This is a genomic window from Streptomyces sp. NPDC000878, from assembly GCF_053599695.1.
The window spans coordinates 150,215-170,208 of sequence record NZ_JBSFMT010000009.1 but is presented as its reverse complement, the minus strand read 5'-3'; the positions used below and the strand labels follow the sequence as shown (position 1 = coordinate 170,208).

The 19,994-nt window shown below is 67.5% G+C and carries 30 protein-coding genes; 3 read left to right on the top strand and 27 right to left on the bottom strand.

The window, feature by feature from the left end; genetic code table 11:
• Window positions 1-124: 124 nt before the first annotated feature.
• The 22 genes from rplO to dnaA all read right to left on the bottom strand — a co-directional run bounded on the left by rplO (window position 125) and on the right by dnaA (window position 12,224).
• Window positions 125-580, bottom strand: a complete 456-nt coding sequence (rplO, locus tag ACWDR4_RS11715) for a 50S ribosomal protein L15 (RefSeq protein ID WP_450407000.1) — start codon at window positions 578-580, stop codon at window positions 125-127.
• A gap of 2 nt (window positions 581-582) precedes the next feature.
• The gene (gene rpmD, locus ACWDR4_RS11710; protein ID WP_055553514.1) at window positions 583-765 is read right to left on the bottom strand and encodes a 50S ribosomal protein L30; all 183 of its coding nucleotides are present in this window, start codon (window positions 763-765) and stop codon (window positions 583-585) included.
• A complete protein-coding gene (rpsE, locus tag ACWDR4_RS11705) occupies window positions 765-1,370 on the bottom strand; it encodes a 30S ribosomal protein S5 (protein WP_006376045.1) in 606 nt (201 codons plus the stop codon). The genes rpmD and rpsE overlap by 1 nt, the downstream gene beginning before the upstream one ends.
• Window positions 1,371-1,441: 71 nt before the next feature.
• Complete coding sequence (gene rplR, locus ACWDR4_RS11700) at window positions 1,442-1,828, bottom strand: 50S ribosomal protein L18 (protein ID WP_450406998.1); 387 nt, start codon at window positions 1,826-1,828, stop codon at window positions 1,442-1,444.
• 3 nt (window positions 1,829-1,831) lie between these two features.
• Entirely contained in the window at window positions 1,832-2,371 is a 540-nt protein-coding gene (rplF, locus tag ACWDR4_RS11695) for a 50S ribosomal protein L6 (protein WP_450406995.1), read from the bottom strand.
• Between the two features lie 21 nt (window positions 2,372-2,392).
• Window positions 2,393-2,791 carry a 30S ribosomal protein S8 gene (rpsH, locus tag ACWDR4_RS11690; RefSeq protein WP_006376041.1) on the bottom strand — a complete coding sequence of 133 codons (399 nt, stop codon included), beginning with the start codon at window positions 2,789-2,791 and terminating at the stop codon, window positions 2,393-2,395.
• A gap of 216 nt (window positions 2,792-3,007) precedes the next feature.
• Window positions 3,008-3,193, bottom strand: a complete 186-nt coding sequence (locus ACWDR4_RS11685; protein ID WP_003948630.1) for a type Z 30S ribosomal protein S14 — start codon at window positions 3,191-3,193, stop codon at window positions 3,008-3,010.
• 5 nt (window positions 3,194-3,198) lie between these two features.
• Window positions 3,199-3,756 carry a 50S ribosomal protein L5 gene (rplE, locus tag ACWDR4_RS11680; protein WP_006376054.1) on the bottom strand — a complete coding sequence of 186 codons (558 nt, stop codon included), beginning with the start codon at window positions 3,754-3,756 and terminating at the stop codon, window positions 3,199-3,201.
• Complete coding sequence (rplX, locus tag ACWDR4_RS11675) at window positions 3,756-4,079, bottom strand: 50S ribosomal protein L24 (RefSeq protein WP_006376030.1); 324 nt, start codon at window positions 4,077-4,079, stop codon at window positions 3,756-3,758. Before rplX ends, rplE begins: the two co-directional genes overlap by 1 nt.
• 2 nt (window positions 4,080-4,081) lie before the next feature.
• Window positions 4,082-4,450 (bottom strand): 50S ribosomal protein L14, encoded by a 369-nt coding sequence (gene rplN, locus ACWDR4_RS11670; protein WP_006376015.1) that lies wholly within the window; start codon window positions 4,448-4,450, stop codon window positions 4,082-4,084.
• 109 nt (window positions 4,451-4,559) lie between these two features.
• On the bottom strand, window positions 4,560-4,877 hold the full coding sequence (gene rpsQ / locus ACWDR4_RS11665; protein WP_450406990.1) for a 30S ribosomal protein S17: 318 nt from the start codon (window positions 4,875-4,877) through the stop codon (window positions 4,560-4,562).
• Window positions 4,877-5,101, bottom strand: a complete 225-nt coding sequence (gene rpmC / locus ACWDR4_RS11660; RefSeq protein WP_005481220.1) for a 50S ribosomal protein L29 — start codon at window positions 5,099-5,101, stop codon at window positions 4,877-4,879. The genes rpsQ and rpmC overlap by 1 nt, the downstream gene beginning before the upstream one ends.
• On the bottom strand, window positions 5,101-5,520 hold the full coding sequence (gene rplP, locus ACWDR4_RS11655; protein ID WP_235475505.1) for a 50S ribosomal protein L16: 420 nt from the start codon (window positions 5,518-5,520) through the stop codon (window positions 5,101-5,103). Before rplP ends, rpmC begins: the two co-directional genes overlap by 1 nt.
• A 5-nt stretch (window positions 5,521-5,525) precedes the next feature.
• Complete coding sequence (gene rpsC / locus ACWDR4_RS11650) at window positions 5,526-6,374, bottom strand: 30S ribosomal protein S3 (RefSeq protein ID WP_105974512.1); 849 nt, start codon at window positions 6,372-6,374, stop codon at window positions 5,526-5,528.
• Complete coding sequence (rplV, locus tag ACWDR4_RS11645; protein WP_450406986.1) at window positions 6,374-6,721, bottom strand: 50S ribosomal protein L22; 348 nt, start codon at window positions 6,719-6,721, stop codon at window positions 6,374-6,376. Before rplV ends, rpsC begins: the two co-directional genes overlap by 1 nt.
• A gap of 41 nt (window positions 6,722-6,762) precedes the next feature.
• Entirely contained in the window at window positions 6,763-7,044 is a 282-nt protein-coding gene (gene rpsS, locus ACWDR4_RS11640; protein ID WP_006376029.1) for a 30S ribosomal protein S19, read from the bottom strand.
• 12 nt (window positions 7,045-7,056) lie between these two features.
• Window positions 7,057-7,893, bottom strand: a complete 837-nt coding sequence (gene rplB / locus ACWDR4_RS11635) for a 50S ribosomal protein L2 (protein ID WP_280886342.1) — start codon at window positions 7,891-7,893, stop codon at window positions 7,057-7,059.
• Window positions 7,894-7,931: 38 nt separating this feature from the next.
• Entirely contained in the window at window positions 7,932-8,351 is a 420-nt protein-coding gene (gene rplW / locus ACWDR4_RS11630; protein ID WP_450406982.1) for a 50S ribosomal protein L23, read from the bottom strand.
• Entirely contained in the window at window positions 8,351-9,007 is a 657-nt protein-coding gene (gene rplD / locus ACWDR4_RS11625; protein ID WP_450406980.1) for a 50S ribosomal protein L4, read from the bottom strand. The genes rplW and rplD overlap by 1 nt, the downstream gene beginning before the upstream one ends.
• A gap of 6 nt (window positions 9,008-9,013) precedes the next feature.
• The gene (gene rplC / locus ACWDR4_RS11620; RefSeq protein WP_450406978.1) at window positions 9,014-9,658 is read right to left on the bottom strand and encodes a 50S ribosomal protein L3; all 645 of its coding nucleotides are present in this window, start codon (window positions 9,656-9,658) and stop codon (window positions 9,014-9,016) included.
• Window positions 9,659-9,675: 17 nt separating this feature from the next.
• Window positions 9,676-9,984, bottom strand: a complete 309-nt coding sequence (gene rpsJ / locus ACWDR4_RS11615) for a 30S ribosomal protein S10 (protein WP_003948644.1) — start codon at window positions 9,982-9,984, stop codon at window positions 9,676-9,678.
• A 410-nt stretch (window positions 9,985-10,394) separates the two neighbouring features.
• On the bottom strand, window positions 10,395-12,224 hold the full coding sequence (gene dnaA / locus ACWDR4_RS11610; RefSeq protein WP_450406976.1) for a chromosomal replication initiator protein DnaA: 1,830 nt from the start codon (window positions 12,222-12,224) through the stop codon (window positions 10,395-10,397).
• Between the two features lie 159 nt (window positions 12,225-12,383).
• On the opposite strand from dnaA, the gene ACWDR4_RS11605 reads away from it, so the two are divergent.
• Window positions 12,384-12,551 (top strand): hypothetical protein, encoded by a 168-nt coding sequence (locus ACWDR4_RS11605; RefSeq protein ID WP_450406973.1) that lies wholly within the window; start codon window positions 12,384-12,386, stop codon window positions 12,549-12,551.
• Window positions 12,552-12,563: 12 nt separating this feature from the next.
• Here the strand turns inward: ACWDR4_RS11605 and ACWDR4_RS11600 are convergent, their stop codons facing one another.
• Genes ACWDR4_RS11600 through ACWDR4_RS11585 form a run of 4 tightly spaced genes read right to left on the bottom strand, consistent with a single transcriptional unit; the run spans window position 12,564 to window position 15,618 of the window.
• The gene (locus tag ACWDR4_RS11600; protein WP_450406970.1) at window positions 12,564-13,433 is read right to left on the bottom strand and encodes a hypothetical protein; all 870 of its coding nucleotides are present in this window, start codon (window positions 13,431-13,433) and stop codon (window positions 12,564-12,566) included.
• Window positions 13,433-14,092: a hypothetical protein gene (locus ACWDR4_RS11595; RefSeq protein ID WP_450406967.1), complete on the bottom strand. Its 660-nt coding sequence runs from the start codon at window positions 14,090-14,092 to the stop codon at window positions 13,433-13,435. Before ACWDR4_RS11595 ends, ACWDR4_RS11600 begins: the two co-directional genes overlap by 1 nt.
• Before the next feature lie 10 nt (window positions 14,093-14,102).
• Entirely contained in the window at window positions 14,103-15,308 is a 1,206-nt protein-coding gene (locus tag ACWDR4_RS11590; protein ID WP_450406965.1) for an enoyl-CoA hydratase/isomerase family protein, read from the bottom strand.
• Between the two features lies 1 nt (window position 15,309).
• On the bottom strand, window positions 15,310-15,618 hold the full coding sequence (locus tag ACWDR4_RS11585; RefSeq protein ID WP_450406962.1) for a hypothetical protein: 309 nt from the start codon (window positions 15,616-15,618) through the stop codon (window positions 15,310-15,312).
• 426 nt (window positions 15,619-16,044) lie between these two features.
• Between ACWDR4_RS11585 and ACWDR4_RS11580 the strand changes: the two genes are divergently transcribed.
• Together ACWDR4_RS11580 and ACWDR4_RS11575 are read left to right on the top strand one after the other, a co-directional pair.
• Complete coding sequence (locus ACWDR4_RS11580; protein WP_450407084.1) at window positions 16,045-17,613, top strand: MFS transporter; 1,569 nt, start codon at window positions 16,045-16,047, stop codon at window positions 17,611-17,613.
• Window positions 17,614-17,928: 315 nt separating this feature from the next.
• The gene (locus ACWDR4_RS11575; protein ID WP_450407081.1) at window positions 17,929-18,906 is read left to right on the top strand and encodes an Lrp/AsnC family transcriptional regulator; all 978 of its coding nucleotides are present in this window, start codon (window positions 17,929-17,931) and stop codon (window positions 18,904-18,906) included.
• Window positions 18,907-18,933: 27 nt separating this feature from the next.
• On the opposite strand, the gene ACWDR4_RS11570 is transcribed toward ACWDR4_RS11575, so the two are convergent.
• On the bottom strand, window positions 18,934-19,986 hold the full coding sequence (locus ACWDR4_RS11570) for an endo-1,4-beta-xylanase (protein ID WP_450406960.1): 1,053 nt from the start codon (window positions 19,984-19,986) through the stop codon (window positions 18,934-18,936).
• Between the last annotated feature and the right edge of the window lie 8 nt (window positions 19,987-19,994).

Sequence of the window (19,994 nt, the reverse complement as noted above, 5' to 3'; positions counted from 1 at the left end):
CAAATTGACATTGCTGGCCACCTTACCGGCGACCATGCCTCCCTAGGAACGACCAACCGGGGATACCCCTTTTGTGGGGTATCCCCGGTCGGGATCGCTCAAGTCATCGAGGCGCCTGTGGTGTTCAGAGCAGCTCGGTGACGGTACCGCCGGCGGCGGTGATCTTCTCCTTGGCGGAACCGGAGACGGCATCGACCGTCACCTGCAGCGCCACGGAGATCTCGCCCTGGCCGAGGACCTTGACGAGGCTGTTCTTGCGAACCGCACCGTTGGCGACGAGCCCCTCGACGGTGACTTCGCCACCCTCCGGGTACAGCGACGCCAGCTTGTCGAGGTTCACGACCTGGTACTCGGTCTTGAACGGGTTCCGGAAGCCCTTGAGCTTCGGGAGACGCATGTGGAGGGGCATCTGGCCACCCTCGAAACGCGCCGGAACCTGGTAACGGGCCTTCGTGCCCTTGGTTCCACGACCAGCCGTCTTACCCTTCGACGCCTCACCACGACCCACACGGGTCTTGGCGGTCTTGGCGCCCGGGGCGGGACGGAGGTTGTGGATCTTGAGCGGGCTGTTCTCCGCCATGATCAGTCGACCTCCTCAACCGTCACGAGGTGGCGGACGGTGTGCACCATTCCGCGGAACTCGGGGCGGTCCTCCTTGACGACCTGCGTGTTGATGCCCTTGAGACCAAGGGAGCGCAGGGTGTCACGGTGGTTCTGCTTGCTGCCGATGTACGACTTCGTCTGCGTGACCTTGAGGCGAGCCATTACGCACCCGCTCCCGCACGCGCACGAAGCAGAGCCGCGGGGGCGACGTCCTCGAGGGGCAGACCGCGGCGGGCCGCGATCTCCTCGGGACGCTGCAGGCCCTTGAGGGCCGCCACGGTCGCGTGCACGATGTTGATCGCGTTGGACGAGCCGAGCGACTTCGACAGGATGTCGTGAACGCCGGCGCACTCCAGGACAGCACGCACCGGGCCACCGGCGATAACGCCGGTACCGGGGGAAGCAGGCTTGAGCAGGACGACGCCCGCGGCCTTCTCGCCCGTGATCGGGTGCGGGATGGTGCCCTGGATACGGGGGACCTTGAAGAAGTGCTTCTTGGCCTCTTCAACACCCTTGGCGATCGCGGCCGGCACCTCCTTGGCCTTGCCGTAACCGACACCGACGGTGCCATCGCCATCGCCCACTACGACGAGCGCAGTGAAGCTGAAGCGACGACCACCCTTCACAACCTTGGCGACGCGGTTGATCGCGACGACGCGCTCAACGTACGCGGTCTTCTCGGCGGCAGCAGCGCCGCCGTCACGGCCCTTCCGGTCCCGCCGCTCGCCGCCACCGGCACCGCTTCCGCGGCGCTGGGGTCCAGCCATTGGATTACCTCTCTCTTTTTCCGCTAGCTACGCTGCGCCGCGGCGGTTAAGCCGCGAGCGCGACGGGCGGCTCAGAACTTGAGCCCGGCTTCGCGGGCGGCGTCGGCCAGGGCGGCGATACGACCGGCGTACCGGCTGCCACCACGGTCGAACACAACGGCCTCGACGCCTGCGGCCTTGGCACGCTCGGCGACCAGTGCGCCGACCTTGCCGGCCTGCGCCGACTTGTCATCGCCCTCGGTACCGCGGATCGAGGCGTCCAGGGTCGACGCCGACGCCAGGGTGTGACCCTTGATGTCGTCGATGACCTGGGCCACGATGTGGCGGTTCGAGCGGGTCACAACCAGGCGGGGACGCTCACCCGTTCCGTTGACCTTCTTACGGATCCGGATGTGACGCCGCTTGATGGCAGCACGCTTGTAAGCGTCGCCCTTAGCGATCTTCGTACCGTATGCCATGGCTTACTTACCCGCCTTTCCGACCTTGCGGCGGATGACTTCGCCCTCGTACTTGACACCCTTGGCCTTGTACGGGTCAGGCTTGCGCAGCTTGCGGATGTTGGCCGCAACCTCGCCGACCTTCTGCTTGTCGATGCCCTCGACCGAGAAGTGCGTCGGGTTCTCGACCTTGAACGAGATGCCCTCGGGCGCCTCGACCGTGATCGAGTGGCTGTAGCCGAGCGCGAACTCGAGGTTCGAGCCCTTGGCCGCGACGCGGTAACCGACACCGCTGATTTCGAGCTTCTTCACGTAACCCTGGGTCACGCCGGTGATCATGTTCGCCACCAGCGTGCGGGACAGGCCGTGCAGGGCCTTGTTCTGACGCTCGTCGTTGGGGCGGGTGACGTTGAGAACGCCGTCCTCACCCTTGGCGATGTCGATCGGCGCAGCGACGGTGTGGGAGAGGGAACCCTTGGGGCCCTTCACCTGGACCGTGCGGCCATCGATGGTGACGTCCACGCCGGCGGGAACCGTGATGGGGAGCTTGCCAATACGCGACATAGCTGTTTCCTCCGTTCCCTTCTACCAGACGTAGGCGAGGACTTCTCCGCCTACGCCCTTCTTGCCGGCCTGCTTGTCGGTGAGGAGACCGTGCGACGTGGAGATGATCGCCACGCCCAGGCCGCCGAGCACCTTCGGCAGGTTGGTGGACTTCGCGTACACCCGGAGACCGGGCTTGGAGATCCGCTTGATGCCCGCGATGGAGCGCTCACGGTTCGGGCCGAACTTCAGCTCGAGGACGAGCTTCTTGCCGACCTCGGCGTCCTCGACCTTCCAGCCGGTGATGAAGCCCTCCTGCTGGAGGATCTCCGCGATGTGCGACTTGATCTTGCTGTGCGGCATCGCGACATCGTCGTGGTACGCCGAGTTCGCGTTACGCAGACGAGTCAGCATGTCCGCGATCGGATCAGTCATGGTCATGAATTGGCCTTCGGCCTCTCTCGCCGGGGTTTCCTGGATGCGCCATCCCTCTCCCCACTCACTCAGTGGCGGGACGGGTGCGGTGCGGGGGACCTACGGCGTAGTAAGTCGATTGGGGCGGCAGGCGCCCAACCCTCCTAGCCTAAGCCATGGAGAGCAGGGCACCTTACCGAACCCTTTGCTTACCGAGAGCCTCTGGAATCCCGAAGTACGGGACTACCAGGAGCTCTTGGTCACGCCCGGCAGCTCGCCACGGTGAGCCATCTCACGAAGGCAGACGCGGCACAGGCCGAACTTGCGGTACACGGAGTGCGGACGGCCGCAGCGCTGGCAGCGCGTGTAGCCACGTACTCCGAACTTGGGCTTACGAGCAGCCTTGGCAATCAGAGCCTTCTTCGCCATCTCGCTTACGCCTCCTTGAAGGGGAAGCCGAGGTGACGGAGAAGGGCGCGGCCTTCGGCGTCGTTGGTCGCCGTGGTCACCACGGTGATGTCCATACCCCGGGTGCGGTCGATCTTGTCCTGGTCGATCTCGTGGAACATGACCTGCTCGGTGAGACCGAAGGTGTAGTTGCCACGACCGTCGAACTGCTTGGGAGACAGACCACGGAAGTCGCGGATGCGCGGGAGCGCGAGCGACAGGGTGCGGTCCAGGAACTCCCACATGCGGTCGCCACGAAGCGTGACGTGGGCACCGATCGGCTGGCCCTCACGCAGCTTGAACTGCGCGATGGACTTGCGGGCCTTGGTGACGGCCGGCTTCTGACCGGTGATCGTGGTGAGGTCGCGGATGGCGCCCTCGATCAGCTTGGAGTCGCGGGCGGCGTCGCCCACACCCATGTTGACCACGATCTTGACGAGGCCGGGGATCTGCATGACGTTCTCGTAGGAGAACTCCTCACGCAGCTTGCCCGCGATGTCCTCGCGGTACTTCGTCTTGAGACGCGGAGTGGTGGTGGTCGTCATCAGATGTCCTCACCCGTCCGCTTGGCAACGCGGATCTTGTTGCCCTCGTCGTCGAAGCGGTAACCGACACGCGTGACAACCTTGTTGCCGTCCTTCTCAACGACCAGCTGGACGTTGGAGACGTGGACGGGCGCCTCGGTCGTGACGATGCCGCCGGCCTGCGAACCCTTCGCGGTCGGGCCGGCCTTGGTGTGCTTCTTGACCCGGTTGACACCCTCGACCAGGACGCGGTCCTCGCGGGGGAAGGCCGCGATGACCTTGCCCTGCTTGCCCTTGTCCTTACCGGTGATGACCTGAACCAGGTCGCCCTTCTTGATCTTCATGCTTACAGCACCTCCGGCGCGAGCGAGATGATCTTCATGAACTTCTTCTCGCGCAGCTCCCGGCCGACCGGGCCGAAGATACGGGTGCCACGAGGGTCGCCGTCGTTCTTCAGAACAACAGCGGCGTTCTCGTCGAAACGGATGTACGAGCCGTCCGGACGGCGGCGCTCCTTGACGGTGCGAACGATGACCGCCTTGATGACGTCACCCTTCTTCACGTTGCCACCGGGGATCGCGTCCTTGACGGTGGCGACGATGACGTCGCCGATGCCCGCGTAGCGGCGACCGGAGCCACCGAGGACACGGATGCAAAGGATTTCCTTCGCACCAGTGTTGTCGGCGACACGCAGTCGCGACTCCTGCTGGATCACGTCTATCTCCTGATTGTCTGCCGGTTCCCGGGGAGCTCCGTAAGTGACTTACGGAGCTCCCCGAGCCTGGCGGAACTGTCCTGCGGGGGTGCCCGCAGGAATTACTCGGCTACTTCGCCTTCTCGAGGATCTCGACGATGCGCCAGCGCTTCGTGGCGGACAGCGGACGCGTCTCCATGAGGAGGACACGGTCGCCGATGCCGGCAGCGTTCTGCTCGTCGTGGGCCTTGAGCTTGCTCGTACGGCGGATGACCTTGCCGTACAGGGCGTGCTTCACGCGGTCCTCGACAGCGACGACGACGGTCTTGTCCATCTTGTCGCTGACGACGAGACCCTCACGGGTCTTGCGGAATCCGCGCGCCTCGGGCGTGGTGCCCGCGGCGGAGCCGCTGGTGTTTTCAGTCTCGGTCACGTTGCTCTCGCTCATCAGGCGCTCTCCACCGTCTCGATGCCCAGCTCGCGCTCACGCATCAGGGTGTAGATCCGCGCGATGTCCTTCCGGACGGCCTTGAGCCGACCGTGGTTCTCGAGCTGACCGGTCGCCGCCTGGAAGCGGAGGTTGAACAGCTCTTCCTTGGCTTCGCGGAGCTTGTTGAGAAGCTCCTCGTCACCCAGTTCGCGCAGCTCGGACGCCTTGGTACCGGCCGACATCACGCTTCACCTGCCTCGCGCTTGACGATCCGGCACTTCATCGGCAGCTTGTGGGCTGCGCGAGTGAGGGCCTCACGGGCGATCTTCTCGTTGGGGTAGGACAGCTCGAACATGACCCGGCCCGGGTGCACGTTCGCGATCCACCACTCGGGAGAACCCTTACCGGAACCCATGCGGGTCTCGGCAGGCTTCTTCGTGAGCGGGCGGTCCGGGTAGATGTTGATCCAGACCTTGCCGCCACGCTTGATGTGGCGGGTCATCGCGATACGCGCGGCCTCGATCTGGCGGTTGGTCACGTAAGCCGGCGTGACGGCCTGGATGCCGTACTCGCCGAACGCGACCGTCGTACCGCCCTTGGCCATGCCACGGCGCTTGGGGTGGTGCTGCTTGCGGTGCTTGACCCTACGGGGGATCAGCATGTCGGTCAGGCCTCCGTTCCGGTGCTTTCAGCAGCCGGAGCGGCAGCCGCCGGAGCCTCGGCCTTGGGGGCCTCGGCAGCGGGAGCCTGCTGCGGCTTGCGGCCACGGCCGCCACGCTCGCCACCACGGCCACCACCACGGGCCGGACGGTCGGCACCGCCACCGGCACCACCGCGGGCCGGGCGGTTACCCGCACGGGCAGCGGCGTTCTCGGCGCGGACCTCGGCGATGTTCTTGACGTCGCCCTTGTAGATCCAGACCTTCACACCGATACGGCCGAAGGTCGTCTTGGCCTCGAAGAAGCCGTAGTCGACGTTCGCGCGGAGCGTGTGCAGGGGCACACGGCCCTCGCGGTAGAACTCCGAGCGGGACATCTCGGCGCCGCCGAGACGGCCACCGCACTGGATCTTGATGCCCTTGGCGCCGGCCTTCATCGTGCCCTGCATGCTCTTACGCATGGCGCGACGGAAGGAGACGCGGGAGGACAGCTGCTCGGCGACGGCCTGGGCCACCAGCTGAGCGTCCGTCTCCGGGCTCTTGACCTCGAGGATGTTGAGCTGGACCTGCTTCTTGGTCAGCTTCTCCAGGTCGCCGCGGATACGGTCGGCCTCGGCGCCGCGGCGGCCGATGACGATGCCCGGACGCGCGGTGTGGATGTCGACGCGGACGCGGTCACGGGTGCGCTCGATCTCGACCTTCGAGATGCCGGCGCGCTCCATGCCGGACGTCATCATCCGACGGATGGCGACGTCTTCACCGACGTAGTCCTTGTACAGCTTGTCGGCGTACCACCGGGACTTGAAGTCCGTGGTGATGCCGAGCCGGAACCCATGCGGGTTAACCTTCTGGCCCATTACCGGGTTCCTTCCTTGCTGCTGACGACCACGGTGATGTGGCTGGTCCGCTTGCGGATCCGGTAGGCACGGCCCTGGGCGCGCGGCCGGAACCGCTTCAGGGTCGGACCCTCGTCGACGTACGCCTCAGTGATGACGAGGCTGCCGGCGTCGGTGTGGTCGTAGTTGTGCGCGGCGTTGGCGATGGCGCTGTCAAGCACCTTGCCAACCGGCACGCTCGCGGCCTGCGGGGCGAAACGCAGGACCGCCTGAGCCTCCGTGGCACCCATGCCACGGATAAGGTCCACCACGCGGCGGGCCTTCATGGGCGTGACGCGGATGTACCGCGCCTGGGCCCTGGCTTCCATGGTTGTCCTTCCAGTGTCTGTCATGGTCATTCCACCCCGCGTTAGCGGCGCTTCGACTTCCGGTCGTCCTTGACGTGACCCCGGAAGGTGCGCGTCGGCGAGAACTCGCCGAGCTTGTGGCCGACCATCGACTCGGTGACAAACACCGGAATGTGGGTCTTGCCGTTGTGCACCGCGATCGTGTGGCCGAGCATGGCCGGGATGATCATCGAGCGACGGGACCAGGTCTTGATGACGTTCTTGGAACCGGCTTCGTTCTGTACGTCCACCTTCTTGATCAGGTGGTCGTCGACGAAGGGCCCCTTCTTGAGACTGCGCGGCATCTAAACCCGCTCCTAGCGCTTCTTGTTCGTCTTGCGGCGGCGGACGATGTACTTGTTCGAAGCCTTCTTCGGCGAACGAGTACGACCCTCCTTCTGACCCCACGGCGAGACCGGGTGACGTCCACCGGAGGTCTTGCCTTCACCACCACCGTGCGGGTGGTCAACCGGGTTCATCGCCACACCGCGAACGGTCGGACGGACGCCCAGCCAGCGCTTGCGGCCGGCCTTGCCCCAGTTGATGTTGCTCTGCTCGGCGTTGCCGACCTCGCCGACCGTGGCGCGGCAGCGCTGGTCGACCAGACGGATCTCACCGGAGGGCATACGAAGGTGGGCCATCGTGCCCTCCTTCGCCAGCAGCTGCACCGACGCGCCTGCGGAGCGGGCGAACTTGGCGCCGCCACCGGGACGGATCTCGATCGCGTGGATCGTGGTACCGACCGGGATGTTGCGGAGCGCCAGGTTGTTGCCCGGCTTGATGTCGGCCCCGGGACCGTTCTCGACGCGGTCACCCTGCTGCAGGTTGCGGGGGGCGAGGATGTAGCGCTTCTCGCCGTCCACGTAGTGCAGCAGCGCGATGCGCGCGGTGCGGTTGGGGTCGTACTCGATGTGCGCGACCTTCGCCGGCACGCCGTCCTTGTCGTGACGACGGAAGTCGATCACTCGGTAGGCGCGCTTGTGTCCGCCACCCTGGTGGCGAACGGTCACACGACCGGCGTTGTTACGGCCGCCCTTGCTGTGCAGCGGGCGGACCAGCGACTTCTCCGGCGTGGACCGCGTGACCTCGACGAAGTCGGCGACGCTGGAGCCACGACGGCCCGGCGTAGTCGGCTTGTACTTGCGGATTCCCATTTCTCAGTCCTCGTCCGATATCGGACGATCCGACCCGCTTACGCGGACGGACCGCCGAAGATGTCGATACGGTCGCCCTCTGCGAGGGTCACGATCGCTCGCTTGGTGTCAGCGCGCTTACCGAAACCGCTCTTGGTGCGCTTGCGCTTGCCGATGCGGTTGATCGTGTTGACCCCGGTGACCTTGACCGAGAAGACCGCCTGGACGGCCTGCTTGATCTGGGTCTTGTTGCTGCCGGGAGCGACGATGAACGTGTACTTGTTCTCGTCGATGAGCGCGTAGCTCTTCTCCGACACGACCGGCTTCAGCAGCACGTCACGGTGGTCCGTGTACGACTTGCTGACCGGCGTGACGACGGTGTTCTTGCCCTCGGCCTCGTGGCGCTTCGCCTTGGCGACGCGCGCGGCCTTGGCGGCCTTGGCCGCCTTGGAGGCAATGGCGGGGTGACGGATCGCCATCAGACCTCGCTCCCTTCGGTGTCAGTGGCCTTGGGGCCGGACACGAAGGACTCGAAAGCGGCCTGGGTGAAGACCACGTCGTCCGAGACGAGAACGTCGTACGTGTTCAGCTGGCCCGGGTCCAGGATGTGTACCTGGGGCAGGTTGCGCGCGGAGAGCAGCGCGGCCTCGTCGGAGCGCTCGATGACCAGGAGCACGTTCTTGCGCTCGCTGACCTTGCCGAGGAAGCTCTTGGCGGCCTTGGTGGAGGGGGTCTCGCCCTCGATCACGCCGGTGATGACGTGGATACGAGCGTTGCGGGCCCGGTCGGTGAGGGCGTGGCGCAGGGCCGCGGCCTTCATCTTCTTGGGGGTCCGCTGCGAGTAGTCGCGCGGGGTGGGGCCGTGAACGACACCACCGCCGGCGAACTGCGGCGCACGGGTCGAACCCTGACGGGCGCGGCCGGTGCCCTTCTGGCGGTAAGGCTTGCGGCCACCACCACGGACCTCGCCACGACGCTTGACCTTGTGCGTGCCCTGACGGGCGGCGGCCAGCTGTGCGACGACGACCTGGTGAAGCAGCGGAACGCTGATCTTCTCTACGTCGAAGATCTCGGCCGGGAGCTCGATGGTCCCGGCGGTGTCGCCGGAGGGCGACAGAATGTCAATGGTGCTCATGAGTCCTCAGGCCCCCTTGGCCGCGGTGCGGACCAGGACGAGGCCGCCGTTCGGACCAGGGACCGCGCCCTTGATGAGGAGCAGGCCCTTCTCCGCGTCAACGGCGTGAACGGTCAGGTTCTGGGTGGTGACCCGCTCGTTGCCCATGCGACCCGCCATGCGGAGGCCCTTGAACACGCGGCCCGGGGTGGCACAGCCACCGATGGAACCGGGAGAGCGGTGCTTGCGCTGGGTGCCGTGACCGGCGCCGAGGCCCTTGAAGTTGTGACGCTTCATGACACCGGCGAAGCCCTTGCCCTTGCTCTTGCCGGTCACGTCCACCTTGACGCCGGCCTCGAAGACCTCAGCGGAGATCTCCTGGCCCAGCGTGTACTCGGAGGCGTCCGCGGTGCGGATCTCGACGAGGTGGCGGCGGGGAGTGACGTCGGCCTTGGCGAAGTGACCCTTGAGGGGCTTGTTCACCTTGCGAGGGTCGATCTCGCCAAAGGCGATCTGGACCGCTTCGTAGCCGTCGGCGTCGTTCGTACGCACCTGGGTGACGACGTTGGTGCTCGCCTTGACGACGGTGACGGGAACAACACGGTTGTTCTCGTCCCACACCTGCGTCATGCCGAGCTTCTCGCCCAGGATGCCCTTGATCTGCTTAGCCATTCTCAGATCACCGTTCCCTAGAGCTTGATCTCGATGTCGACACCGGCCGGGAGGTCGAGTCGCATCAGAGAGTCAACGGTCTTGGGCGTCGGGTCGAGGATGTCGATCAGGCGCTTGTGCGTGCGCATCTCGAAGTGCTCGCGCGAGTCCTTGTACTTGTGCGGCGACTTGATGACGCAGTACACGTTCTTCTCAGTGGGCAGCGGCACCGGGCCCGCGACCGACGCACCAGTTCGCGTCACCGTCTCGACGATCTTCTTCGCCGAGGAATCGATGACCTCGTGGTCGTAGGCCTTGAGCCGGATGCGGATCTTCTGTCCCGCCATGGCTACTCAGTAGTCCTTTGTCTAGTGAAACGCTCTGCAACCCGGGGGTTCGCGTCCCCGTCCTCCGACCCACGCGGTCGGGTGTGTCGCGCTCCTGTCGCACAGATATCCGTAAACGGATTTCCCTACGAGGGACGCGGCCCGCCCGAAAGCAACCGCAGAACCGGGGGCATGGACACCCACCGAGTGCCTGGCCTGCACCCCGCTGACACTTCCCGAAAGATTCCCGTACGTCCGCCCCAGCGCTGCCTTACGGCAGTTGAGGCGACGAGTACTGTGGGACTCGCTTCCGGTCCTCCCGACGGGAGGCGCGCAGCATCGGCGCTCGACCGAGCAACTCCGACAGTCTGCCATACGGGGCATGGGCTCCGCCAATCGAGCCGGAGAGAATACCCCCAGGGTGACGAAGGTCAAACCTGGCGCCCCGGCTCGCCACCCCGATCTCGATTCGGGTAGGGCTCGTCGACGGCGACCTTGACACGGGTGGTCAGCTCGTCGATCTGGTTGTAGACGGAGCGACGCTGGGACATCAGCGACCGGATCTTCGTGTACGCGTGTTCGACGGCGCTGTGTTCACGTCCCCCGAACAGCGTGCCGATCTCGGACACCGACAGGTCGGTGAGTTCGTGGCAGAGGTACATGGCGATCTGCCGCGCCGTGACCAGTGCCCGGCCACGAGCCGTACTGCACAGTTCGTCCGATGTCATCCCGAAGTACGCGGCCGTCTCCCGAATGATCAGGCGACCGACCTCCTCGCCCCGTACGGACCGGTCCGGCACCAGGTTGTTCATGATCGCCTCGGTGAGGGCCAGGTCCACCGCCTGCCGGTTCAGTGAGGCGTAGGCGGTCACCCGGACGAGGGCGCCTTCCAGCTCGCGGCTGTTCCGCTCCACCTTCGTGGCGATGAGTTCCAGGACCTCCCGCGGGACCGTGAGCCCGTCCCGGTCCGCCAGCCGCCGGAGGATGGCGATACGCGTCTGCAGCGCGGGCGGCTGGATCTCGGTGACGAGGCTCGACTCGATCCGGTTGCGCAGCCGGGAGTCGAGGAACCTCAGCACCCCGGGAGACGGGTCCGAGGCCAGCACGATCTGCCGGTCCGTGCTGTGGAGGGCGTTGAAGACACGCAGGAACTCCTCCTGAGCCGGCGCCTCCTCCGCCTTGGTCGGCGGCAGGAACTGGAGGTCGTCGACCAGCAGCAGGTCCACGTCACGGTAGCCCCGGCGGAACTCTTCGAGCCGGTACGCGAGGTGGGCGTGCTCGAACTCGTAGGCGAACCCTGCCGAGGTCACGTACCGCACCCGCAGGCCCGGCTGAAGTTCCCGCGCACGGTGCCCGATGGCGTGCAGCAGATGTGTCTTGCCCATCGCCGAACCGCCGTGGATGGTCAGCGGGTTGTACTTCTTCGCCGGCTGCTCGGCGACGGCGACCGCTGCCGCGTACGCGAATCTGTTGGAGTCGCTGACGGCGAAGGTGTCGAAGCGGTGGTGCGGGTTCAGCTGCTCCGCCGGTTCCGCCGACGGACGGCCGGCCGCCTCCGACAGCACCGCGTCCGCGCGGGGCGGGACGTCCTCCCGCTCGTACTCCTCCTCCGCCGCGACCAGCTGCCGCTCCAGTTCCTCGCAGCGTTGCTCGGCCTGGATCCGCCGCCCATGGGCGTCCTTCAGCTGCTCGCCGAGGGCATCGACCTGGTCGATGAGGGACTGCCGTTCCCTGCGCAGCCCGGCGAGCTGGTCCTCGTACACCTGGAGGGCCCGGTCCGTCTCGGCCAGCTCCCGCTCCTCGTGCACCCGCAGCTGTCCGATTTGCCGCTCAAGGTCCGCTGCGCGGTGTTGCGCGTCGACCAACGCGTTCTCCAGTGCCCGTACGAGCGCCGCGGACCGTACGGACTGCCGGTCGGCGTCGGCGAGCTGGTCCTCCAGGACCTGTACGCGGTGGTGCGCGGAGCCGCTCTTGTCGAGCGCCGTGCGGTGCAGCCGACGCAGCAGTTCGGTGGTCTCGGGAGTGGCGGCGCTCCCTTGCTGCTCAGCAACATCACTGAGCAGATCGTGGACGAACTCCCAGGTCGGGATGCGGGTGCCGTTGAGGAAGCGGGAGATGGACCCGGCATCGCGGTTCCGCCGGGCCGCGTACCGGCGGACGCTGACGCCCAGCCCGACGAAGAGACTGCGCAGAGCCTCGGCGAAGGCTCGTGACTCGTCCGGCAGACCGCCGTCCAGCGGTACGAGGCTGCTCGTCCCCACGCCTGGTCCTCCCTCGTTTCCCGCACTTCTCGACCGTTGCGACAAGTGGCAACTGTGCCGACTTCCGCAACACCTCGCACCCCCAACAGCCTGATTGCCGCAAGGCACTTGAGAGACACGCACGTAAGCGGAAAGCCCGAAGGCAAGAAAGGCCGAACGATGCATCACCCACAGCGGCGAGCGGACCTCGTCGTTTTCCTCGCGGTTCTACTGACCGGAGTCGTCCTCGTCCTGTGCGGGGTCCGCCCGGAGACGGTGTCGACCATCGCGATCGGCCTGTCGACCCTGTACGCGGCGTGGCACCGCAGGGACGGGGACTCCAAGTAACGGTCAGAGGGACTACAGGTCGCCCGGCTTCGGCTGGGCCGGCTCGCCCATTTCGTCGATCACGATCCAGGTCACATCGACGAGATCCTTGGCCGCTTTGGAAGGAAGGCCGACCTCTACGCGGACGATTCCACTGGGGAACCTGGTGTACACGGGCGGCTGTGTGGCGCGGGAGAGATTGGTCATGAAACGGGCCACTCGCTCGCGCTGTGCCGCCGTGAGGGCACTTTCGGGCACTGCCTGTACGTCTCCACGGAGAACCTCGGCGAGCCTTTCGGCGTTTCTCGGAGCGCCGGTGAAGAGACGAATCCAGGAGCCGTCCGCAAACGTGATGCGCATATCCGCACCGATGCGACTGAACTCCATTTGCCGGGCCCCGGCGATGGATTCCCGTGGAAACTCCGCCAGGACGCCGACTTCGTCGAGGAAGAGCAGTCGTCGGCTGGTCAGGACCAGATCCGTGAGGTACCCCTCTGGGCGCCGCCCGGGATCGAGCTGCCACGGCACCGTACGGGCGAGGGTGCCCGGGGCGGCCCACATGACGGGGAAGTCGTCGACCTCGTTCTCCGGTTCCTCCGGCTTGCCCGATCCGGCACCGCCACCGAAGGGCGACCCGCCTGCTCCGCCGATGTTGGCGACGATGTTCGCGATGACGGGGATGGCGGAGAGGAAACCACGGCCGACGCGACGCGCGGCCTGGTCGCCCGCCGTGCGCGAGGTGAAGACGGGACCGACAGGCCATTCGGCCAGCTCACCCTGGATGTCGTTGCGCTCGGGGTCCCGGAACCATCTGCTGCCGGAGACCGCGGGAGCCATACCGGTCGCGAACTTGACGGTGACACGGAAGAGCTGGTCTTCGTCGGCGGCGGGATTCCAGTCCATCAGTGCGTCATCTCTCCTGAGCTGGGAAATTCCAGCGATCCGACTATTCCGGCAATAGCGTGCGTGAACTCGTCCCACTGTTCCACAGAGGCCGTGTCCAAGGTGATCACAGCGGTGTAGGGGCCGGTCGAGAAGGGGATGTGGACCTGGATCTGCCCCATCGTGAGTTCCTCGTCGTTGCCGCTCTTCGTGTACTGGCCGTCCACCACGAGCTTGCGGAAGGAGATCACCGACACTGCCGGGCCGCAGGGCAGGTCCAGCCATGTCACGTCACGCAGGGGATCGGGGCCCAGCGTCGCGAAGACGCCCTGGGCGACGACGTCCGGATCCGCCTCCCCCGACTCGAACACCGCCACGGTGAGCGAGCAGTGGGCCACGCCTCCGCCGTCCTCGATCTCGTACAGCCCGATACCGAAGAACGAGACGCCGCCCGACGACATCTCCTGTGCCGTGGCCCCGTACAGCGCACTCATCGCCTCCCACAGGGGCTCCTCGCCTCGTGGGTAGATGTCCCGGACCAACTGCCTTACGGCTGCGGTCCGTTCGGTCTCGTCGAGGGAGACCTCGATCGCGTGCATCCCTTCGGGCAGGCGGATGCTCATGGGCGGCAGCGCCACGCCCTCCACGCCCAGCGCCCGGAGTTCTTCGGGGTTGTCCATGCCGTGGCGCTCAGTTCCCGTAGTCGTTGGTGGCGATGGTGTGGGCCTTGTTGCCGGTGAGTGCGCCCTTGATGGTGGCGTCCAGGGCGCGGCCCGCGTTGCTCATCGGCGCGATGACGTCTTCGGCACTCTTGATGAACGGCAGCTTGGACGCGACCAGGTTGATCCCCTGGGTACCGAGCCACTGGCCCTGGCGGACGTTCTGCAGTCCGCTCTCGACAGCCAGAGCCATACGGCCACCGCCTTCCCCGAGTTTGACGACAGGGGTGAGCTTCGACGGGCCGAAGAGAACGAACAGCTTGCTGCTCTCCTCCATCCCGACGAACCCCCGGCCGAGCTTCGCGGCACGCGCGGTGGCATCGGCGCCCTTGGCCAGCGCAGCAGTCCCCGTGAGCCCCTTCACCCCCGGCAGGATGCCCAGCGCGTCGAACCCGATGTCCGCCCAGCTCACGTCCGCGCCCGCCGCCTTGGCCACCACGTGGGTCAGCAGGGCGGCCCCGCTCGTGATCATCGCCGCGGCGGCGAAGATCGCGCCGATCGGTTCGAAGGGGGCCGTGATGATGGCGAGTACGCCCAGGGCGCTGCTGACCAGGCTCAGTACGTCGCCGATCTCCTTGATCAGGTCGGCGTGCTCCTTGAGCCAGTCGCCCGTGGCGCCCCAGGCGTCGGCGATGCCCGTGCCGAGCGTGTCCCAGAAGCCGGGCTCGTCGGGGGCGATGTCGGCGGCCTTGTCCAGCTCCCGGCCGATGTGACCGGCGGCCCGGCGGTAGCGCTCTTCGAGTTCGTGGACCTTGCGGATGACGCCGTCCACCTCGCCGGAGGCCTTGCCCAGCTCATCGCTGCCGTCGCCGCCGGCCTTGCCCTCGGCGTCCGACTTGGCGTCGAGCTTCTCCTTGGCGGACCTGTCCAGGCGGTCCGTCTCGTCCTGGAAGTCCTGGAGTTCGCCCGCCCAGCGGTGCAGCGCGCGCGAGGCCTTGTCGAAGGACTCGTGGCTCTTGCGAATGAGCGGGGTGACGTCCTCGCCTATGTACTCGGTGAACGCGACCGCCGTCTTGCCCTTCCAGGCGCCGCACTCGATCCGTTCCAACTCCCCGAGAGCGGTACCCAGTTCACTCGCCAGCCTGCCCAGGCGCTTCGCGAGGTGCCGGGTGTCCTCGACATCCCCCGGGGTGGGGTCCCAGCCTATGTTCGGCGGTACGGTCCGCTGGCCGGCCACGTCACTTGCCCTTCTTGGAGGCCTTGGCGGCCTTGAGGGACTCGGCCAGTTGCAGGTCCAGGTCGTCGAAGGTCTGGGCGATCTTGTTGATCATCTTCACGGCGCCCTGGGTGTGCTTGCCGAGCTGCTTGATGCCGTAGCCCCAGTCGTCGGCGAAGTCCTGTACGTCCTCGACCAGTCCGCTCTCGCCGACGCACGAGGCGTCCGCGCTGCGCAGGCTGCGACGGGTCGTCTCCATGCGGTCGCTGATGGAGGAGAAGGTCTTCTTCAGGTCCGCGAATATGGTGTCGTCAAGGCGCAGGTCACTCATGGTGGTTCCCCCGTGGAACACGTGAAACAACAGTGCGATCAAGGAACCGAAGTTATCGGTGCGGTCGGCGCCTTCGCCACGCCGGGCCCCTCACCTGGGGCGGGCGATCCCGAATCATTGCCGGGAATTTAGCGACGCATTGCATTGGGTGCGCCTGCGTCGAGGAGCGCTGCGTTTCCCCTGGTCCGGCGCCCGCCCGGCCCGCCGATGTCGGAAATCCCTCCGCTCCGCGCCCTCGATGTCGGATTCCCGCAATCCGGCACCCATGGCTGGATCCACGCCCCCACCCAGCGGAAAGTGGCCGCTGAGGTCAGCCAGGACCTGTCCGGCACCGCGCCCGGCATCCCGAGGGAGAGTTCCGTGAATGTCGTAACCGTCACGTCGACGGCGGGAGTGCCGCAGGAGCGGCGGGTGGCCACGCTCGTCATGGCCTGCCTCGGTGTGTTCGTCGCCTATCTGCCGGTGACCACCATCTCGGCGAGTCTGCCCGCCGTCCAGCGGGCCCTCGGCGCCTCGACCTCGCAACTGTCCTGGGTGTCCGACGCGTTCGTGCTGCCCATGGCCGCCCTCATCCTGACCGCCGGTGTGTTCGGGGACGTCCACGGCCGGAAGAAGGTGTTCCAGGCCGGGCTGGCCTTCAGTGCCCTGGGTGCCCTGATCGCGCTGTGCGCGCAGTCGGTCCAGGTCGTCTGGGTCGGACAGGCGTTCGCGGGGCTCGGGGCCGCCGCCCTGCTGCCCACGACGCTCGCTCTGATCAGCCATGCCGTCCCCGACCCGCGTGAGCGCGGGAAGTTCATCGGCCTGTGGGCGACCGCCCTCATGACGGCGCTGGCCCTCGGTTCCCTCATCGCCGGCGTGATCCTCGACCACTTCGGCTGGCGCTGGATCTATCTGCTGCCCATCCCGGTCTCGCTGCTCGCGATGGCGTTCGCCGCGAAGCTGCTGACCGACTCCCGCGCCCCGGGCACGCGCCGCCTGGACTGGCCCGGCCAGGCCACCGCCGCGCTGACGATCACCGCTCTGGTGTACGGGATCATCGAGGGCGGCGTCACCTCCTTCACCGACCCGAAGGTCATGGTGGCGCTGTCCACCGCCGCGGTCGGCGCGGTCGCGTTCGTCATGGTGGAGCGGCGCAGCGCCGACCCGATGCTGGACCTGACGCTGTTCCGCAGCCCGGCCTTCACCGCCACCACCCTCATCGCCATGATCAGCTTCCTCGGTCTGATCGGCTTCTTCTTCGCGCTCAGCCTCTACCTCGGCATCGTCCAGCAGCTCAGCACCCTCGAAGCGGCCTACCGGCTGCTCATGGTGACCATGGTGCCGCTGCTGCTCGGCGCCCCGGTCGGACGCCTGATGCACCGCGTCTCGCCCCGGCTGCTGATCCCGGGCGGCCTGGTGATCAGCGCCGGCGCGCTGCTGTCCCTCACCTCCATCGGTACGGACACCTCGTTCGGCTCGCTCGCCTGGCGGCTGGCCCTGCTCGGCTTCGGTCTGGCCTTCGTCATCACGCCGATGACCGCCACGGCCGTCAGTTCGGTGCCGTTCCACCAGGCCGGTATGGCCGCGGCCGGCAACAACGCCTTCCGCCAGGTCGGCGGCGCCCTCGGCCCCGCCGTCCTCGGCACCCTGCTGACCTCCCGGGCCGTCGACGTCCTGCCCGGTCACCTCCGTGACGCGGGTCTGGCCGGGGCGACGGTCCGGCGTGTCACCGCGGTCGCGGACAGCGGCGGGCTGAGCGCGGTCGGCGGACTCGACCTGGGCGCGGACACACCCCGGGTCATGGCCGCCCTGTCGGAGGCCTTCGTCGACGGACTCCGGCTCTGTCTGACCGTCTCGGCCGTACTGGCCCTGCTGGCCGCCGCCGTCGGAGCCGCCCTGTTGCGCCGCCAGCAGCACACGACACCCCGGGTCACCGCCCAGGGCACCCCGGCCCCCGTCCCGCCGCAGGCCACCACCGGCACGGCGACACCCGACGTACCGGCAGCACGGCCCTGAACGGATGACCACCGGGCCTGGGCCTGCTGCCGGTGCCGGCGCCGTCCGTGGGGACGGGTTCGGCGCCTCCGTGTGGGCCCGGGACCTGGGACCTGGAGCCCGGGCCCCCCGGGTCCCGGGCCCACACCGCATCCGAGGGCGGCCTACGCTGAGAAGACCCCCACGATCAACGGTCACCCCCTCCCAGCAGGTCGACGCCCCGCCTCCCACCCACAGCAGGAGAGACCGGTGGAGCCCTCCACCCCACGTGCCCCAGGCGCCCCCACTGCCCTGAGCAACCCCGATCCCCCAGGCACACCCCATGCCCCGGGCACCCTGAACATCCCAGGCGCCCTCGACGCCCTCGACCTCAGGCTGCTCCACGCGCTCCAGATCGACGGGCGGGCCGCGTTCAGCCGTATCGCCGAGGTCCTCGGGGTGTCCGACCAGACGGTGGCCCGGCGCTTCCGGCGGCTGCGGACGACGGCTGGCCTGCGGGTGCTGGGCATGACCGACGCGGGGGTGCTCGGCCGGACCAGCTGGATCGTGCGGCTGCGCTGCACCCCCGACGTGGCCGAGCAGCTCGCGAACGCCCTGGCCCGGCGCCCCGACACCTCGTACATCGACCTGGTCTCGGGCGGCACCGAGGTGGTGTGCGCGATGCGGCCCCGCAGCCAGAAGGAGCGGGACGAGCTGCTCTTCGACCGCCTCCAGCGCACGCCCCGGGTCGTCTCCGTCAGCGCCCACTGTCTGCTGCACCACTTCTACGGCGGCGCGCTGGGCTGGCTGAACAAGTCCCGGGCGCTGGAGCCCGCGCAGGAGGAGGCGCTGCGTCCGCCCCGGGTCGAGCCGCCGGCGGCGCCCGTTCTCCTCGACGAGACCGACGAAGCGCTGCTCGCCCTCCTGCGCCGGGACGGCCGGGCCACCTTCGCCGAACTCCAGACCGGCACCGGCCAGTCGGAGTCCGTCGTCCGACGGCGGTTGGAGCAGCTGCGTGCCACCGGCGCCCTGTACTTCGACGTGCAGATCGACAACGCGGCTCTCGGCCAGGGCGTCACCGCGCTGCTCTGGCTGACCGTGACACCGTCCGCCCTCGACTCGGTCGGACGGGCGCTCGCGGAACACCCCGAGGTGAGCTTCGCCGCAGCGACCACCGGCCAGTCCAACATCGTCGCGGCCGTCAGCAACCGCAGCACGGGCACCCTGTACACGTACCTCACCGAGAGGATCGGCGTCCTCGACGGCGTCCACTCCGTCGAAACGACCCTGGCCCTCCGCCAGATCAAGCAGCTCACCTACGAACCGGGCCGCTGAGCCACCGGATGCCAGAACGCCAGAACGTCACTCTGCGGCCAGCCCCTCCCCCACCGCCCCGTACGCCGGCTTCCGCCCGAACTCCTCGTCCATCAGCGTCGCCGCCCCCTGCCCGGCGAACACCCCCGGCACCCACGAGTACTTGTCGCTGAACCCCCACACCGTGAACGACGTGCACCGCCGAGCCTGCACACACGCGTCCAGCAGCCCCCGGAAGTACGTCGCCTGCGCCGCCAGCTTCGCCCCCTCCACCGGCAGGATCATGCGTACGTCGACCTCCGTGAACGCCGTCTGCATGCCCAGCTTCTCGAAGCGCGCGAGGTTCTCGGCGACCTGGCCCGGGAAGCCGTACTGGATCGCCAAGTGCCCCTGGATGCCGAAGCCCTGTACCGGCACCCCCTCGGCCCGCAGCCGCTTCGCCAGGTCGTAGTAGGCCGTCGACTTCGCGTTGACGCCCTCGACGTTGTAGTCGTTCAGGAACAGCCTGGCCTTCGGGTCGGCCGCGTGGGCCCAGCGGAAGGCGTCCTCGATGTACGACGGACCCAGCTCACGCAGCCAGATCGAGTCGCGCAGCGAACCGTCCTCCTCGAAGACCTCGTTCACCACGTCCCACTGGTAGATCTTTCCCTTGTACCGCTTCACCTCCGTCGTGATGTGGGCCTTCAGAATCCCGCGCAGCTCCTCCGATCCGATCGATCCGTCCGCCACCCCTGTCGTCAGCCAGCCCGGCAACTGGCTGTGCCACACCAGCGTGTGGCCCCGCACCGCCTGCCCGTGCGCCCCCGCGAAGCGCACCAGGTCATCGGCCTTCCCCCAGTCGTACGTCCCCCGACTCGGCTCGACCGATTCCCACTTCATCACGTTCTCGGCGGTGACGGAATTGAACTCCCGTGCGACTTTTCGGCGATATGTCGTATCGTCAGCCAGCGCCGCCATGTCCACGGCAGTGCCGATGCGTACGCCGGTACCGGCCGCCAGCGCCCGCAGCGGGACGGGGTCCGGGTGCGCCGACGCGGGCTGCGCACCGGCGCCGGTGATCAGAAGCGCCACGCCCGCCAGGGCGACGGCGGAAACGGGCATGCGAAAGC